The following is a 14,820-nucleotide window of genomic DNA, read 5'->3' as shown; positions in this document are numbered from 1 at the left end:
AATAGATGCTATATAATGGTACTTCCTTATAAATGGCCTCCGTCTGTTCGCTCCAGCTTCTTTTTCTGGGCCAGCAGCACAACCGTGTCCAAGCGCTGGCTGAGCTCAATCACCCGATTATCCGATAAGCTGCGGTGCCTCGCAGCCTCCAGGAGCTCTCTTCTCAAGCGTTCAATCCGGGCGGACAGTTCCTCTTCATTCCGGTCCAACAGCACACCTCTTTCTCCCAAACTCCTCTCCTATCATAAGGGATGATGCCAAAAAACATATCTTTAGAAAAATAGAAAACAAACGTCTACTGCCGGTGCCGTTCACCCAATACCCGCTTGGCAAAATCGATCCATTCGCGGGCGGCAAACGAAAGATACCGTCCCCGGCGCCAGATCATCCCGAGCTGCCACGGAATCACCGGCTCCACCAGCGGGATAATGGCCAGATGCGTCCGGTCCATGCTGCGGCAGATCGTCTCCGGCAACAGGGCGATCCCCATGCCTGCAGCCACCATCCGGCTGATCAAATCCCATTGCGAGCTTTCATAGACGACCTTCGGCTGAAAGCCGGCTTTGACGCATTCCCCGATAATCAGATCATGCAAGGCGAAATCCTCCCGGAACAGCACAAATTCTTCATTTTCCAGTTCCTTAAGGGTGACAACCTTTGCGTGAGCGAGCGGATGACTCAGCGGAACGAGCAATTCGAGCTTTTCTTCCACAAAGGTATAACAGTGGAATTTAGCCGTATCCACCGGCAAGACAATCGCCCCGATATCAAGCAGACCGGTCTCGACATCATTCTCCACCTTCCGGGCGCCGTCCTCATGCAGCCGGATCGTCACCTCGGGATATTTCCGATGAAATTCGCCGATCACTGCCGGAAAAAAGCTGGCCCCGACCATCGGCGGCAAGCCGATGCGGATATGGCCGCGCCGCAGGTTGCGCAGGCTGTCGAGCTCGGAGGATAAGCTCCCTACCGATTCTACGATATTCTGTGCCTTGGAGAGCAGGATTTCCCCGGCATCGGTTAAGCGAATGCTTTTGCCTTCCCGGTAAAACAGGCTTGCGCCAAGCTCCTCCTCCAGGTTGCGGATCATCTTGCTGATGGTGGGCTGGGTAATAAACAAGGACTCCGCGGCGCGGGAGAAGCTGTTGAGCTCGGCCGCCCGGACAAAATACTGCAGCTGACGGATATCCATCCTCGGTTCAACTCCGTTCATATATAGACGAAAGGAATGTCATCTATTCTTATTATTCATTTTACCTATGAAAACAATTGATGTAAACTTTCATTAACATGAAAGGAGGAAGAAGCCATGAAGAAATTAGCCTTGGGTACTGTGCAGGTAGCGGGCCTTACCGTTTTTTCGATGTTGGTTAATCTGGTTACCAAAGGACTGCATCTCCCGATACCCGGAAGCATCATCGGCATGTTTCTGCTCTTCCTGCTTCTGGAATCGGGCATTGTCCGCTTGTCCTGGGTGGAAGCCGGCGCCTCCTGGCTGCTTGCCGAGCTGCTGCTGTTCTTTATCCCCTCCGCCATCGGCGTCATGAACTATTTCAAGGTGCTGGAAGCGGATGGCATTCAAGTGCTGGCCGTCGTCCTGATCGGAACCTTCGCCGTCATGGCCAGCTCGGGCGTATTGACCGGGCTCATCTATAAAGTAAAGGAGCGTCGGAGCTCATGATTACAGGCCTAATGTATCTTATCCTAACCCTTGTTCTCTATTTGCTGGCTAAACGTCTTTACCGGTCGACCGGCAACATGCTGTTCTCCCCGCTCATCGTTACACCGCTTGCGATCATCGGCTTTCTGCTGCTGACCGGCCATTCCTACAAATCTTACAATGCGGGAGGTCAATGGCTGACGGATCTGCTTCAACCGGCCACCGTCGCCTTTGCGATCCCTCTTCATAAAAACTTCAAGGTGCTCAAAAAACACGCCGCCGAAATTGCGGCAGGCGTGCTGTCAGGTACGGTAATGGCAGTATTGTCTTCCATGCTGCTTGCCCGGATGCTGCACTTAAGCGGCGATCTGGCCACCAGCCTCGTTCCGCGGTCGGTAACCACGCCGATTGCGATGAGCATCTCGCAAAGCATTGGCGGCATCCCCAGCATCACGGCGGTATTTGTCATCATGACCGGGGTGCTTGGCTCCCTGATGGGGCCTTCGGTGTTGCGGCTTTTCCGCATTGACAATGAAGTAGCGCGCGGCGTATCGCTGGGAACCGCGGCGCACGGTACGGGAACCTCCAAAGCGTTCGAGCTTGGATCGTTGACCGGCACCATCTCGAGTATCGCGATGATCCTGTCGGCGCTCTTCTCTATCGGGCTGACGCCGACGTTATTCGCGGTTTTCCTCCACTAAACTGGGCCGCCCCGGCTTGGGCCAACTGCCCTTCGGTCAGCATCGCTGGCCGAAGGGCCTTTTTTGTAATCAGCCTGCTGATTACAGCTTAACAGGCGTTCCGCTCTGTGCCGATTCAAAGGCGGCACAGGTGACTTTCAGCGTCTTGTACCCGTCCTCGTAGTCGCTAAGGATGCGCGTACGGTCGCCGGTCCGTACCGCATGCAGGAAAGCTTCGCTCTCCGCCGCATACGGATTGCCGGAGTTCGGCGTCTCCTCGCTGTTCCCGCTGCGCACGGTCAGAAGGCGCTCCGGGTTCCAGTCGAGCAGGCCTTTTTCGTTGTAGAAGCTCAGCCCCACCTTGCCGACCCCGTCCGGCAGCACGCAGGTATTCGAGATACTGGCGACGATGCCGCTGGCCAGCTTGAGCGACACGGTGCCGACATCGGCGACGGTTACGTTTTCATGTTTTTCGTGCATAATCCGGTTGGCAAAAGCGCCATAGACCTCGGTCACTTCACCGGCCAGATAGCGCAGCAAGTCAACAATATGGGTCGTTTGCTCGGTAAACTGTCCGCCCGACATCTCCTGGTTGCGCCACCAGGCCACGCCCGGCATGCCGCCCATCCATTGGCCGACGATCATGCCGACCTTATCCTCCTCCAGCTCCGCTTTAAGCCGCTGGATATTCTCCTGATAACGGAAATGGTAGCCGACGGAGGTCAGCAGGTTCCGTTCTTTGATCTCCTGCAGCAGGCTCGCCGGAATTTCGGTGCTCGACGCCAGCGGCTTTTCAATGAAAAACGGGATATCCCGCCGGATCAGCGCCCGCTCGATCGTGCCGTGCGCCTGCGGAGGCACGCAAATATAGACGGCGTCCAGCTCGTGGTTCTCCAGCATGTCGTGGATATCCCCATAGCCGGCGGCGCCGTATTTGCCGGCCAGCTCCTCGCCCTTCTCTTGGCTGCTGCCGCATGCCGCAACCAGCTTCACGTCTTCCATGCCGGCCAGCAAATCCGCATGCACCTTGGAGAACCAGCCTGTCCCGACGATTCCGATGTTGAGTGTCATGTCATACCTCCTGCGTTTAATGAAGTGCTAGTCCAGTTAAATTATACCCTCCTAATCCAGCACAAGGTAGTCCTTCCATTCCTCCGGCAGCAGATGGACATACGGCGGCAGCAGGAAGCGGTCGTCCGCCAGCACGATCACCCCGTTGTCGCTTTCGCTGCGGATCAGCCGGCCGCCGGCTTGCAGCACCCGGCACATGCCGGGAATGACGTAGGCGTAGTCGAAGCCGTTTTTGCCCTGCGCCTGGAAATAGGCACGCAGCAGATTGCGCTCCAGCCCGACCTGCGGCAGGCCGACGCCCACGACCATGACCCCGTTCAGCCGGTCGCCCGGCAGGTCGACCCCTTCGGAGAAAATACCGCCAAGCACGGCAAAGCCGAGCAGCGTCTCCGGGTTGTCCGGCTGGAAGGCCCCAAGAAATCCCTCCCGTTCGGCTTCGTCCATGCCGGTCCGCTGTACCTGCGTCCTTACCTCCGGATATTTGCCGGTAAATTGTTCATAGACCTGCTGCATATAAATATAGGAAGGAAAGAAGGCCAGATAGTTGCCCTTGCGCGCAGACACCATGCCCATCAGCGCATCGCCGAGGGGAACCAGGGACGTCTCCCGCTCATGGTAGCGGGTGGACACCGGCAGCACGGTCACCTGCCACTGTTCTTTGTGGAACGGCGAAGGCACGCTCAGGCTGTAGTCTCCCTCTCCGGCGCCAAGCATGTCGCGGTAGTAGGACAAGGGCGACAGGGTCGCCGAGAAAAAGATCTGGCTGCGGTAGCTTTTGGACATCTGCCGCAGCAGGCGGGACGGGTCCAGGTTAAACAGCTTGAGCGTCACGTCGCCCCGTCCCGTTTCGGCGTAAGTGATATAGCAGTCGTCGTAGAGCTTGAAGGTCCGCAGCATGTTCTGTGCCGCGAAGTAGGTATCCAGCAGGAGGCCGGCCTCTTCGTCGCCCGAAAGCGGCACGGTAAGGGCCGGGGCTGCCAGCTCGTTCTCCGCCTCGGCGGCGAAATCCTCCAGCAGCGGCGGCAGCTCCTCCGGGTATTCGTCCCAGCGGCCGGTTCCACCCTCCCCGCAGCTCTTGCGCAGGGCGATGAAGAAGGCGTTGACCGCTTTGGCGGCAGCGCTGAGGCTCTTCCGGCTGCTCTTATAGCGCCGCTGGAGCGCCAGAAACGGCGCTTTCGTCAAAACCGCGGAGTACATCTCCCGCCCGCGGTCGACCAGGTTATGCGCTTCGTCGACCAGCAGGGCGGTCCGCTTCTTGCGCTCCTCGGCATTTCGCTTGAAGCTGATCCGCGGGTCGTAGATATAATTATAGTCGCAGATGACGAGATCGCTGGCATAGGCCAGGTCGAGCGAATATTCAAACGGGCAAACCTGGTGTTTTCGGGCATATTCGGCGATGACCGGACCGGTCATCAGCGTTTCCTGGCCGAGAATATCCAGCACCGCGCCATTGATCCGGTCATAATAGCCGTCGGCAAAGGGACAGGGCTCCTTGCCGCAGAGCCCCTGCGCGCAGAAGCAGGCCTTCTCCTTGGCGGTCAGCGTCACGGTATGCAGCCGGAGGCCGCCGTTCTGGAGCAGTGCCACCGCATCCTGGGCGGCCAGCCGGTTGACGGTCTTGGCAGTCAGATAATACAGACTGCCGATGACGCCCTCCCCGAGTGCCTTGACGGCGGGGAAAAGCGTGGACATCGTTTTGCCGATGCCGGTCGGCGCTTCGGCAAATAAATTCACGCCTTCCCGGGCAGTCTTATATACCGCCGCGGCCAGGCGCCGCTGTCCGGGCCGGTACGCCGGGAAAGGGAAGGCCAAGCTCCGGATGCTGTCGTCGCGCCGTTCCTGGTGGCGCGTCTTCAGTTCGGCGAACGGGGCATAACGAGCCACCGTTTCGGCGGCGAATGCCTCCAGCGACTCGCGGGTCTCTGACCGCACCAGCTGGCGCGACTCGCTGCCGCCCTGGCGCACATAGGTCAGGCGGATAGCGATGTGCGGCAGCGGTTCATTTTGCAGAATCATATAGGCATACATCCGGGCCTGCGCCCAGTGCACCTCGCGCCCTTCGCCAAGCTCGTCCAGCGGCGCTCCCGTCGACTTGATCTCTTCAACGATATAGCCGCCCGCTTCGTCGTCCAGGAGACCGTCGCAGCGCCCGTCGATGACAAACCGCAGTCCGCCGCAGGTAAGTTCCGTCTTCAGGTAGACTTCCTTGCGGTCGCTTTCCTTATATTGCCGCTGGATATGCTGGTGGATGCGTGTTCCTTCGGATAAGGCCGCCGCGCTGCGAAAGCCCGGCTCAATGCTGCCGGAAGCATAGGCATATTCCACAAGTGTACGCACTGAAAGGCAGATTTCCGCATACTCCATCTGTAGACCTCCAATATCGTCCGCCCGCTTCAATCAGGCTTATTCTCACGAGAATGCACGCTTGCCTGCGTCATCTCCGGTAATACGCGTTACAGTAACGGTATACGGGTTTCCTGCTTTTTGACAATCCCAGGCCTGCCCTGCATAATAAATCTATTAATAAGGCGTTTTTACATTGTGTTCATATTTAGAAAGAAGGCGAAGCTGTGTCATCCCTGAGCGTCAAACGGTGGCTTGTCAAACCATTTGTATTCTTCTCGATTCTATTTATCCTCAAGACCTGGCTGGCCTGGGGTGTAGTATTCGGAGATCCGCTGCCGTGGAAATCTATCGTCACCGAGCTGCCGTTCGTCTGGGCGCTGTTCTGCCTGATCGAACGTCTGGCCTCCAAACGCAAGCTCGGCTATTACATGCTGGTGAACCTGATCGTGACCGGCATCTATTTTGCAGCCATTATGTATTTCAAGTATTTCGGGGTTATCGTGACCTATCATGCCGCCCAGCAGGCCGGCCAGGTGACGGAGGTCAAATCCAGCGTTTTTTCGCTGATGGATCCGTACTACCTGTTGATTTTCTCGGACATTATCGTGCTCGGCATCTATTTCTTCTTTAATAAGAAGGGGCGCAGCTACAAGAAAGCGAACATCAACTTCCGCAACGGGAAAATTTCTTACAGTGTGCTGTTCGCCGTATCGCTGGCGTTATGCCTGTTCAATATTCTGCCCAACAAAGCCAGCATGAACGAAATCAAGAAAGCACAGGAAATGGGTATCCTTAATTATGAGGCTTATACCATCTTTGCTCAAGATAAACCGCCGCTCGTCGATGCCAGCGAAATTACGCAGGACGCCATCGACAAGCTGAAAGGCATCAGCGTTGCCGACGTCTCGCCATACCAGGGTGCGGCTAAAGGCAAAAACCTGATTATCCTGCAAATGGAATCGCTGCAAAATTTCCTGCTTGGCCTGAAGATTGACGGCACGGAAATCACGCCGAATCTGAACAAGTTCATGGAAGACAGCCTGCACATTACCAATTTCTATCAAATGGTCGGACAGGGCAACACCTCGGATGCGGAGTTCGTGGTTAACTCTTCGTTCTATAGCCCTCCGCAAGGCGCGGCGACCTCCTCCGAATATGTGAACAAGCAGCTTCCGAGCCTGCCGCGGCTGCTTCAGCAGAACGGCTACCAGACCGCGACCTTCCACGTCAACAACGTGAATTTCTGGAACCGCGGAGAACTGTACAGCGCGCTCGGCTGGGAAAACTATTACGATCATGACTATTTCGGGGATGAGGATTCCTTCTTCTTCGGCGCTTCCGATGAGGTGCTCTACCGCAAAACGACGGAGAAGCTGAAGGAAATGTCCGCTTCCGGCCAGCCGTTCTACGCGCAGGTCATTTCGATGTCGGCGCATCATCCGTTCAACATTCCGAAGGATAAGTATAAAATCAAGCTTCCGGAGCGTTATGAAGGCACGTTCGTCGGCGACTATATCCGCGCGCAGAACTACGCGGACTACGCCTTTGGACAGTTCGTCGAGGAGCTGAAGGCAGCCGGCCTCTGGGATAACACTGTCATTATGCTGTACGGCGATCATATGGGGCTGCCGATTTATTCGCTCGACCATGACGACAAAGCGCTGATGGAAGAAATCTACGGCCACGATTACGAGTATGCCGATATGCTCAACATTCCACTGCTCATTCGCGCCACCGGGGTAGAGCAGGGCCAATCGGTAGACACCGTCGGCGGCGAGGTCGATATTCTGCCGACGGCTGCCGGTCTGCTGGGCGTCCCGCTCGGCAACCAGATTCACTTCGGCCAGGACCTGCTTGCCGAACCTTATAATCTTCTGCCGCAGCGTTATTATCTGCCTACCGGATCGTTCATCGCGACCAGCGGCTTGCTGATCCCGGGCAACAGCTTTGCGGATAATACGCAGCATTTGCTCGCTTCCGGCGGCAAAACTCCGGCAGGCACGGAAGACGAGTACAACCGCGCACTGCGCCTGCGCCAGCTTTCGGACAGCTATTTGATACAGCTTCCGGACAAAACAAAAACAGAGACCGCCGGTAACTAATACGCCGGCCGTCTTCCGGATTCCATAAAAACAGCCGCACCCGTTATCGGGGTGCGGCTGTTTATGTTACTCGGGGGATTCGGGGCGTTCCTGTTTCTCCACCATGTGATAATAGGCGGCGAAGCGTTCCAGTTCTTCCGGCTGCAAAATGGAAACCGTCTCCGCAAGCAGCAGCAGTGAACGGTGTTTGGCTTCATCTAGTACTTCCTGGCCTTTCGGCGTAAGGGTAACAATGACTGCCCTGCGGTCCTTCTCATCCGTGGTCCGTGATACGAGCTTCAGCAGCTCCAAACGGTCCAGCATGACCGTAACCGCGCTCGATTTCACTTCCAGCTTGTCCGCAAGCTGGATGACGCGGGGCGTCTTCTCCATCGCGACCAGCTGAAGCAGGCTGTATTGCGGAACGGTCAGCCCGATTTCTTTATACAGCGAATTCTGGGACATAATTCTGCGCTGTACTCTCCACATGGAGAGTCCTAGCGTTTCGATGAGCGGATCGATTTGTTGAGGCATCTTTTTCAGCTCCCAGTCCGTTTGTCCTAAATTAAGCGTAACATTACCGGAGGGGCGGTTCAATATTTTTGTACCGGAACATGACTAGAGTCACAATTATTGTGCTATTTCTTTGAAATTCTGCAACATTCGACACAAAAAAATTACAATCTGCCATATTCTCAAAACACGGGCTTCCGCTTATAATCGTAGCAGTGATATTAAATATCACTGAATACACATAGGGTAAGGACTGGTGGTGCTAATAATGAAATTGGCAACAAAATTAACTTGGATGATGCTGATCGTGCTCCTGCTCGTCGGTTCATCCATCGGGTTCTTCGGATACCGCGCCGCCTATAACCAAGTCGACGAAGCAGCAGGTATTGAATTGGTTGGTTGCGCCAATATTACCACAGGCCTTCTCGATCCAGCGGATGTCGCTGCACTCGCCGCAGGCGATACCAGCAAGCTGGCTGCTATAGAAAAGCGAATCAACTGGACGGTTCAACACAAACCGATCTTTAAAGAAGTTTTCCTGCTCTCGCTGGATGGAAAGATCCTCGCCGCTGACGACAACCTCAAGAAAAGAGGCTACAAAGCCGGAGATTCTTTCTATTTCAATGAAAAAGACAAAGCCATGATTACTACCATGAAGCATTCCGCATACTCCAAGGTTTATACCTATCAGGGAACCTCGCTCAAAACCGGTTACGGCCCCATCTATCAGGACCATGATCCCACCAAGCCGATCGTTGCGCTGATGGCCATCAACTTCGACGGCCCGCTCGTAAAAGAACGCACCATGGATATCATTGTTCAACCGTTCATTATCGGCGCGTCCATTCTCGTTGTCGCCATTATCGCCGCTTATCTGTTGATTCGCCGGATGGTCAGCCCGCTGACCAAGCTGTCTCATTCGGTAAACACCGTCGCCAAAGGCGATTTGTCCCAAGAGCCGCTGCTCTTCAAAAGCAAGGATGAAATCGGGGTACTTGCCCGCGACTTCAACGACATGACACTGAATCTGCGCAATCTGATCACCCAGGTGAACGATACCTCCATGCTCGTGGCTTCCTCCTCGCAGGAACTGTCTGCCAGCGCGCAGGAAACGAACCGGGCCGGAGAGCACAGCGTAAACGTAACAATCGAATTGGCCGAAGGCGCCAATGCCCAGCTTCAGAACCTCGAAGGCAGTTATAAAGCCGTACAGGATATGTCGCGGTTCATTGCCGAGATAGCCGGCAGCGCGGACAATGCGACGAACCACGCGGCGATCAATGCACAGAAAGCCCATGACGGCCGCGATTCGATGGAGTCGACGACTTCGCAAATGCAGCGGGTCAACGAAAGCATTACCGATTTGTCCACGATTATCTCCAATTTGGACGGGCACACCCGGGAAATCGAGAACATCGTCGGAACGATAGCCGGCATTGCGGAGGAGACCAACCTGCTCTCGCTGAATGCTGCGATTGAAGCGGCCCGCGCGGGCGAAGAAGGCCGCGGCTTTGCCGTAGTTGCCAATTCGGTGCGCAAGCTGGCCGAACGCTCGGCCACGTCCGCAGCGCAAATCGGCGAGCTGATCACGATGATCGTCGGTCAAATGAACCAGGTCAGCCTTACGATGGACCGCTCCAAAGAGGAAATGCAGCAAGGCTCGGAAATGATCTTAGCCGCCGGCCGCTCCTTCACGGAAATCGAAACCTCGGTATCCGAAATGGCCGTGCAGAACCAGCAAATTTCGGCGACCGTACGGGAACTGGCCGCGATTGCCGAAGGATTGGTCGCTTCCATCCAGAGCGTCGTCGCCGTCTCCAACCAAACGGCCGAAGGTGCGGAAAGCCTCTCTGCTTCGTCGCAGGAGCAGCTTGCCGCCATGGAGGAAGTCGAAGCCTCGGCAGCATTCCTGTCATCGCTGGCCGAGAAGCTTCAAGTGCTCGTCGAGAACTTTAAAATCAATTCCTAAGCCGGACAGGCTTGCATCAACAATAAAGAGGATGTCCCTTCGCGAAATCTGCGAAAGGACATCCTCTTTATTCGTACGCCAGCCGCTATTTCAGGCCGTATTCTGTACAAACCATTGATCCAGCTCACCCACCGGCATGGGGCGTCCATAGTAGAATCCCTGCATCACCCGGCAGCCGAGCGATTGCAGCAGCTCGATCTGCTCCGGCGTCTCTACGCCTTCGGCCACAACCTCCATGTTGAGATTGGTGGCAATGGCAATGATATTGCTGATGATTGCTTTTTTGGAATGCATCTTGCTCTTGCGGATAAATACCTGATCGATCTTGAGCGTGTTGACCGGAATCTCGTCCAGATTGCCGAGCGAGGAAAACCCTGTTCCAAAATCATCCAGCGATACCCGCACGCCAAGGTTTCGCAGCTTGGACAGCTGGGCGACCGTCTCTTCCATATTATTCATCGCGATCGATTCGGTAATCTCCAGCTCCAGGAAATGCGGTTCAAGTCCCGAAAAATCCAGCGCTTCCGCCACCGCATCATATAAGTTCTCGCCCTCAAACATGCGGGCCGACATATTGATGGAGACCGGTACATTGGCCACCTTGGCATTATGCCAGAGCACATTCTGCATGCAGACATCGTGCAGCATCCAGTACGTAATCGGCACGATCAGCCCCGTCTCTTCGGCAATCGGGATGAACTCCCCCGGGGAGATCATCCCATGCTCCGGATGTCTCCAGCGCAGCAGCGCTTCCAGACCGACGGTCACATTCATCAGCGAGTCCCATTTCGGCTGATAGACGACCACGAATTCGGAACGGGCCAGCGCCTTGCGCAAATCCTTCTCCAACAGCATTCGCCGCAGCTGATGGCGGTTCATCTCCTGATCGAACATGCTGAATTTGTTTTTGCCGGAATCCTTGGAAGAATACAATGCCGTATCTGCGGCTTTCATCAAAGCCGAGCGGTCGATTCCGTGCACCGGGGCCATGCTGATGCCCACGCTTGCCGTAATATAAAGTTCATTTCCCTGAATGCTGTAATACTTTTTGACTTCGCTCAGCATATGATGGGCGGTGTCCTGCGCCTCTTTCGCGGAACAATCCGGTAAGGCAATCAGAAATTCGTCACCGCCAAGCCGGAATACCTTTCCCCGGTGGCCGATGCAGGCCTTAAGCCGTTCAGCCACTTCCCGCAGCAGCAGATCGCCGATATCATGGCCCAGGGTGTCGTTAATCGATTTGAACCGGTCGAGATCGACAAAGAAGACCGCTCCGGAAGGCTTGCCGAAAAATTCCTCCGAGAAATACCGCTCCAGGCCATGCCGGTTCGGCAGCTCTGTCAGCGGATCGTTATAAGCCATCCGTTCCAGCACATGGCGGTCGAGGAACACGGCGCCGCCGGAGATAAGCAACATCAGCAGGGTGACCAGGGTAACCCCGGTCAGCAGCACGACATCCGTATCCATAAGAAGCGGGCCCAGACTATTTGCAACGTCTGTCTCCATATAGCTTGAACGTAAATTGGTATAATGCATGCCGGTTACGGCAATCGCGATGCACAGTGACGAGTAAAGTTTCCAGCGCCCGAGCCCGCGTTTCTCCCTGAAACGGCGGAGAAACATAAACCCGAAGCATGAGCCCAGCAGCGATACCGCTACGGATAGAATTTGAGCCAGTGTATTGTGGTGAAGGTGTCCGCTTGTCTTCATGGCATCCATCGCAGCGTAATGCGTCAGTGAAATGCCTGCACCGAGGATCAGTCCGCCAAGGAAGAGACGTCTGAAGGAATTGCGTTTGGAAGTGACCTGGAATAACGCCAGCAGCGAGAAAAGCATGCTCACGGCCAGAGAAAGCACGGCGCCGCCTGGATCGTAGCTGACATTCAGCGGATATTGGCCGGCCATAATCCCGATAAAATGCATGGCCCAAATCCCCGTCCCCAGCACGCTTGCGCCGGAAAACAGCCATAAACGCCGGATCCTGCCGACGGAATGCGAAACCTGAGCGGTCAGGTTCAGCGCCGAATAGGACGCGATGGCCGCCAGCGCAAAGGATAGCAAAACAACCCAGATGTTATAGTGGATTCCCGTTTGATCCATAGTTTGACCTCTTCACCCGTTTAATTATCATTTTCGCTGCAGTGCATTCTCAAGTAAAAACAATTTACGAATAGTAGATAAAAGGAAGAGTTTGTAAAAAGTATAGACCATTCCTGAGAAGTAACTTTAGGTGTATTCTAACGTGTATTCGGCGTACTGTCTAAGTAAATACTGGAACTTGGAATGCGATTTAGGCGGCCGGCAAAAAATGTCCATATTTGCTTGAAAGCCAATCTATTCCATTCCTATTCTATCTAATTTTAACACATTAGTGTAATAAATTTAAGCTAAATCTACGCGTTCCCTCCGGCGTGCCGAACCGAGGCAGCCTTCCAGCACTTTCATATTGGATACAGGGTCATCCGCCGCAACGACAGGCTCGGCCCCCAATACGGCTGCTGCGAAATGATCGGCCTGCCGCACGTACGGATTGGCTCCTTCGGTGCCGTAGGTCCGGACTTCATTTCCGACGAAAACGGTGAAGCCTGCATCCTCGTAGCGGGCGTTAAAAGGCACCGGAACCTCGATGCGCCCCTCCGTGCCAAGCACCTCTAGCAGCTGGCGGTTGTGTGCCCACATCCCGCAGTCGAAGATCAGGCTGCGGCCGCCGGCGAATTCCGCCAGGCCGGAGGCCATCATGTCGACGCCGTCATGCTCCGGCGAGAACAGCGCGTGTACTGTCACCGCCTCCGGCTCGGCTTCGTACAGAAAACGCGCCGCGCTCAGCGGATAGCAGCCGACGTCGTATAAGGAACCGCCGCCCCAGGCCGATTTGAAGCGGATATTGCCCGCATCTGCCGCGTCGTTATATGTAAATGCGCCGCGGATCAGCCGCAGCTCGCCGATCTCCCCGCGCCGGATCACTTCGCGCAGCCCGGCCATTTGCGGGTGATGCCGGTACATGAAGGCTTCGGCCAGATGGACGCCGGCCTTCCGGCAGGCCGCAAGCATCTCCTCCGCTTCGGCGCTCGTAAGTGCGATCGGCTTCTCGCAGAGCACATGCTTGCCCGCTTCCGCCGCGCGGATGACCCATTCCCGGTGCAGATGATTCGGCAGCGGAATATATACCGCGTCGATATCAGGATCGGCTAGCAGTTCATCATAGCTGCCGTAAGCCCGCGGTATGCCAAACGTTTCGGCAATGGCCCGGCTTTTCTCCAGGCTGCGGCTGGCCATGGCGAGTATCTCGCCCGTAGTGGATTCCTGGATGGCCGGCAGCACGGTATGAATCGCAATTTGCGCGCAGCCCATGATGCCCCAGCGCAGTTTGTCCGCCATTTCACTCTCCGCCTTTCCAAATGCTGTATTTATCAACCAACATATCATATAACCTCTATCGAACCAATATTGAAACTAATATTGAAGAAAAAAGCCGCCCGCAGCGCCGGATTGCGCGCGCGGAGCAGCTTCAGCCTGTGTTACAGCAGCGCGTCCAGCACAATGGCCAACGCTAGCACGGCAATTCGCGCCGTGCTCAGGAGCACGAAATTTTTGACCGAAAGAATGAACGTGCTTGCTTTTTCCTGCTTGATCCGAAAGGCAGCGATATTGCGGCGCAGCGGAATCAGCGTCAGCAGCAGCGCCAGTACAAGCAGCGGATGAATGCCCAGAATCAGCAGCACGATCAAATCGGCATAGGAGCAATAATACAGCAGGCTGAACAGCAGCAGCGCGTTTTGCCGTCCGATATAGACCGGAAGCGTATACCGGCGGTTCTCCAGATCATCATCGATGTCGCAGATGTTGTTGGCCAGCATGATCCCGGCGATGCCGAGGATGGCAGGCACGGAGAACCAGAACATATACAGCAATTCAGGCCAATGGATGCCCAGCGTAGCCCAGCCTCCCTGGAACTGCAGGTAGATGACGCTGTCGCCGGAATGGATATAAGCCGAGATGAAAATAATGACAAAACCCATAAACAGTCCCGAGAACAGCTCGCCCAGCGGCATCCGCGATATCGGTATCGGTCCGAAGGAATACAGAATCCCGATCAGGAAGGAAAGGCCGCCGAGCAGGAACACCAGTATGCCCGTTTGCGACACCAGCGCGATGCCCCCGCCCACGGCCAGCAGCAGCAAGGTGAAGATCGTTGCTACGACCGTGAACTCCTTCAGCTTGAAATGTACGATCGGATTATGCGTCTCATACCCGTATCCCGAGGTTTTGGAAGCCTTTTTAAAATCGTAATAGTTGTTGATGGCCGTCGTCGCCATATCGAAGCTGAGCAAAGAGATCAGCATCAGCGCAAAATTCAGCACCTCGAAATGGTCGAACCGGTATAAAGCATAAAGCGTACCTAAGGTAAAAGGAATCATACTGGCTACCTTGGTCGGCAGCTCCACGAGCTTCAGGAAGCTTTTTACGTTCACCGCATTATCCCCTGTCTGTCAAAAATGC

The 14,820-nt window shown here is 55.4% G+C and carries 12 protein-coding genes; 4 read left to right on the top strand and 8 right to left on the bottom strand.

The genetic code is table 11. The features are described 5' to 3' along the window. Window positions 1-26 precede the first annotated feature (26 nt). On the bottom strand, window positions 27-230 hold the full coding sequence (locus tag BMW84_RS16255) for an aspartyl-phosphate phosphatase Spo0E family protein (protein ID WP_091070226.1): 204 nt from the start codon (window positions 228-230) through the stop codon (window positions 27-29). A 65-nt stretch (window positions 231-295) separates the two neighbouring features. Next, window positions 296-1,192, bottom strand: a complete 897-nt coding sequence (locus BMW84_RS16250; RefSeq protein WP_091070224.1) for a cidABC operon transcriptional activator CidR — start codon at window positions 1,190-1,192, stop codon at window positions 296-298. A 117-nt stretch (window positions 1,193-1,309) separates the two neighbouring features. Here BMW84_RS16250 and BMW84_RS16245 point away from each other — a divergent pair, with 117 nt between their 5' ends. Beyond that, window positions 1,310-1,681: a CidA/LrgA family protein gene (locus tag BMW84_RS16245; protein ID WP_091070223.1), complete on the top strand. Its 372-nt coding sequence runs from the start codon at window positions 1,310-1,312 to the stop codon at window positions 1,679-1,681. Next, window positions 1,678-2,361: a CidB/LrgB family autolysis modulator gene (locus BMW84_RS16240; protein ID WP_175498838.1), complete on the top strand. Its 684-nt coding sequence runs from the start codon at window positions 1,678-1,680 to the stop codon at window positions 2,359-2,361. The genes BMW84_RS16245 and BMW84_RS16240 overlap by 4 nt, the downstream gene beginning before the upstream one ends. Window positions 2,362-2,442: 81 nt before the next feature. Here BMW84_RS16240 and BMW84_RS16235 read toward each other — a convergent pair whose 3' ends face one another. Both BMW84_RS16235 and BMW84_RS16230 read right to left on the bottom strand, forming a co-directional pair. After that, window positions 2,443-3,411, bottom strand: coding sequence for a Gfo/Idh/MocA family protein (locus BMW84_RS16235; RefSeq protein ID WP_091070221.1), 969 nt, complete (start codon window positions 3,409-3,411; stop codon window positions 2,443-2,445). Between the two features lie 51 nt (window positions 3,412-3,462). Further along, window positions 3,463-5,775, bottom strand: a complete 2,313-nt coding sequence (locus tag BMW84_RS16230) for a helicase C-terminal domain-containing protein (RefSeq protein ID WP_091070220.1) — start codon at window positions 5,773-5,775, stop codon at window positions 3,463-3,465. Between the two features lie 206 nt (window positions 5,776-5,981). On the opposite strand from BMW84_RS16230, the gene BMW84_RS16225 reads away from it, so the two are divergent. Then, window positions 5,982-7,859 carry an LTA synthase family protein gene (locus BMW84_RS16225; protein ID WP_091070218.1) on the top strand — a complete coding sequence of 626 codons (1,878 nt, stop codon included), beginning with the start codon at window positions 5,982-5,984 and terminating at the stop codon, window positions 7,857-7,859. Between the two features lie 66 nt (window positions 7,860-7,925). Here the strand turns inward: BMW84_RS16225 and BMW84_RS16220 are convergent, their stop codons facing one another. After that, the gene (locus BMW84_RS16220) at window positions 7,926-8,372 is read right to left on the bottom strand and encodes a MarR family winged helix-turn-helix transcriptional regulator (RefSeq protein ID WP_091070216.1); all 447 of its coding nucleotides are present in this window, start codon (window positions 8,370-8,372) and stop codon (window positions 7,926-7,928) included. Window positions 8,373-8,619: 247 nt separating this feature from the next. On the opposite strand from BMW84_RS16220, the gene BMW84_RS16215 reads away from it, so the two are divergent. Further along, entirely contained in the window at window positions 8,620-10,320 is a 1,701-nt protein-coding gene (locus tag BMW84_RS16215) for a methyl-accepting chemotaxis protein (protein ID WP_091070214.1), read from the top strand. A gap of 90 nt (window positions 10,321-10,410) precedes the next feature. On the opposite strand, the gene BMW84_RS16210 is transcribed toward BMW84_RS16215, so the two are convergent. The 3 genes from BMW84_RS16210 to BMW84_RS16200 form a co-directional block, all read right to left on the bottom strand. Continuing rightward, on the bottom strand, window positions 10,411-12,420 hold the full coding sequence (locus tag BMW84_RS16210) for a putative bifunctional diguanylate cyclase/phosphodiesterase (protein WP_091070212.1): 2,010 nt from the start codon (window positions 12,418-12,420) through the stop codon (window positions 10,411-10,413). A 282-nt stretch (window positions 12,421-12,702) separates the two neighbouring features. Beyond that, on the bottom strand, window positions 12,703-13,698 hold the full coding sequence (locus BMW84_RS16205) for a Gfo/Idh/MocA family protein (RefSeq protein WP_091070210.1): 996 nt from the start codon (window positions 13,696-13,698) through the stop codon (window positions 12,703-12,705). A 140-nt stretch (window positions 13,699-13,838) separates the two neighbouring features. Next, window positions 13,839-14,792 (bottom strand): 1,4-dihydroxy-2-naphthoate polyprenyltransferase, encoded by a 954-nt coding sequence (locus BMW84_RS16200; RefSeq protein WP_091070209.1) that lies wholly within the window; start codon window positions 14,790-14,792, stop codon window positions 13,839-13,841. Window positions 14,793-14,820 lie beyond the last annotated feature (28 nt).

It is taken from the genome of Paenibacillus sp. NFR01, assembly GCF_900111565.1.
Classification (GTDB): domain Bacteria; phylum Bacillota; class Bacilli; order Paenibacillales; family Paenibacillaceae; genus Paenibacillus_AQ.
Note: the sequence above shows the minus strand (reverse complement) of the source record. Positions and strands in the feature narration are given on the sequence as shown.

Coding starts and splice junctions, on each gene's coding strand:
- BMW84_RS16235 (WP_091070221.1), bottom strand. CDS start 3,411: ATGACACTCAACATCGGAATCGTCGGGACAGGCTGGTTCTCCAAGGTG.
- BMW84_RS16210 (WP_091070212.1), bottom strand. CDS start 12,420: ATGGATCAAACGGGAATCCACTATAACATCTGGGTTGTTTTGCTATCC.
- BMW84_RS16250 (WP_091070224.1), bottom strand. CDS start 1,192: ATGGATATCCGTCAGCTGCAGTATTTTGTCCGGGCGGCCGAGCTCAAC.
- BMW84_RS16230 (WP_091070220.1), bottom strand. CDS start 5,775: ATGGAGTATGCGGAAATCTGCCTTTCAGTGCGTACACTTGTGGAATAT.
- BMW84_RS16240 (WP_175498838.1), top strand. CDS start 1,678: ATGATTACAGGCCTAATGTATCTTATCCTAACCCTTGTTCTCTATTTG.
- BMW84_RS16215 (WP_091070214.1), top strand. CDS start 8,620: ATGAAATTGGCAACAAAATTAACTTGGATGATGCTGATCGTGCTCCTG.
- BMW84_RS16205 (WP_091070210.1), bottom strand. CDS start 13,698: ATGGCGGACAAACTGCGCTGGGGCATCATGGGCTGCGCGCAAATTGCG.
- BMW84_RS16245 (WP_091070223.1), top strand. CDS start 1,310: ATGAAGAAATTAGCCTTGGGTACTGTGCAGGTAGCGGGCCTTACCGTT.
- BMW84_RS16220 (WP_091070216.1), bottom strand. CDS start 8,372: ATGCCTCAACAAATCGATCCGCTCATCGAAACGCTAGGACTCTCCATG.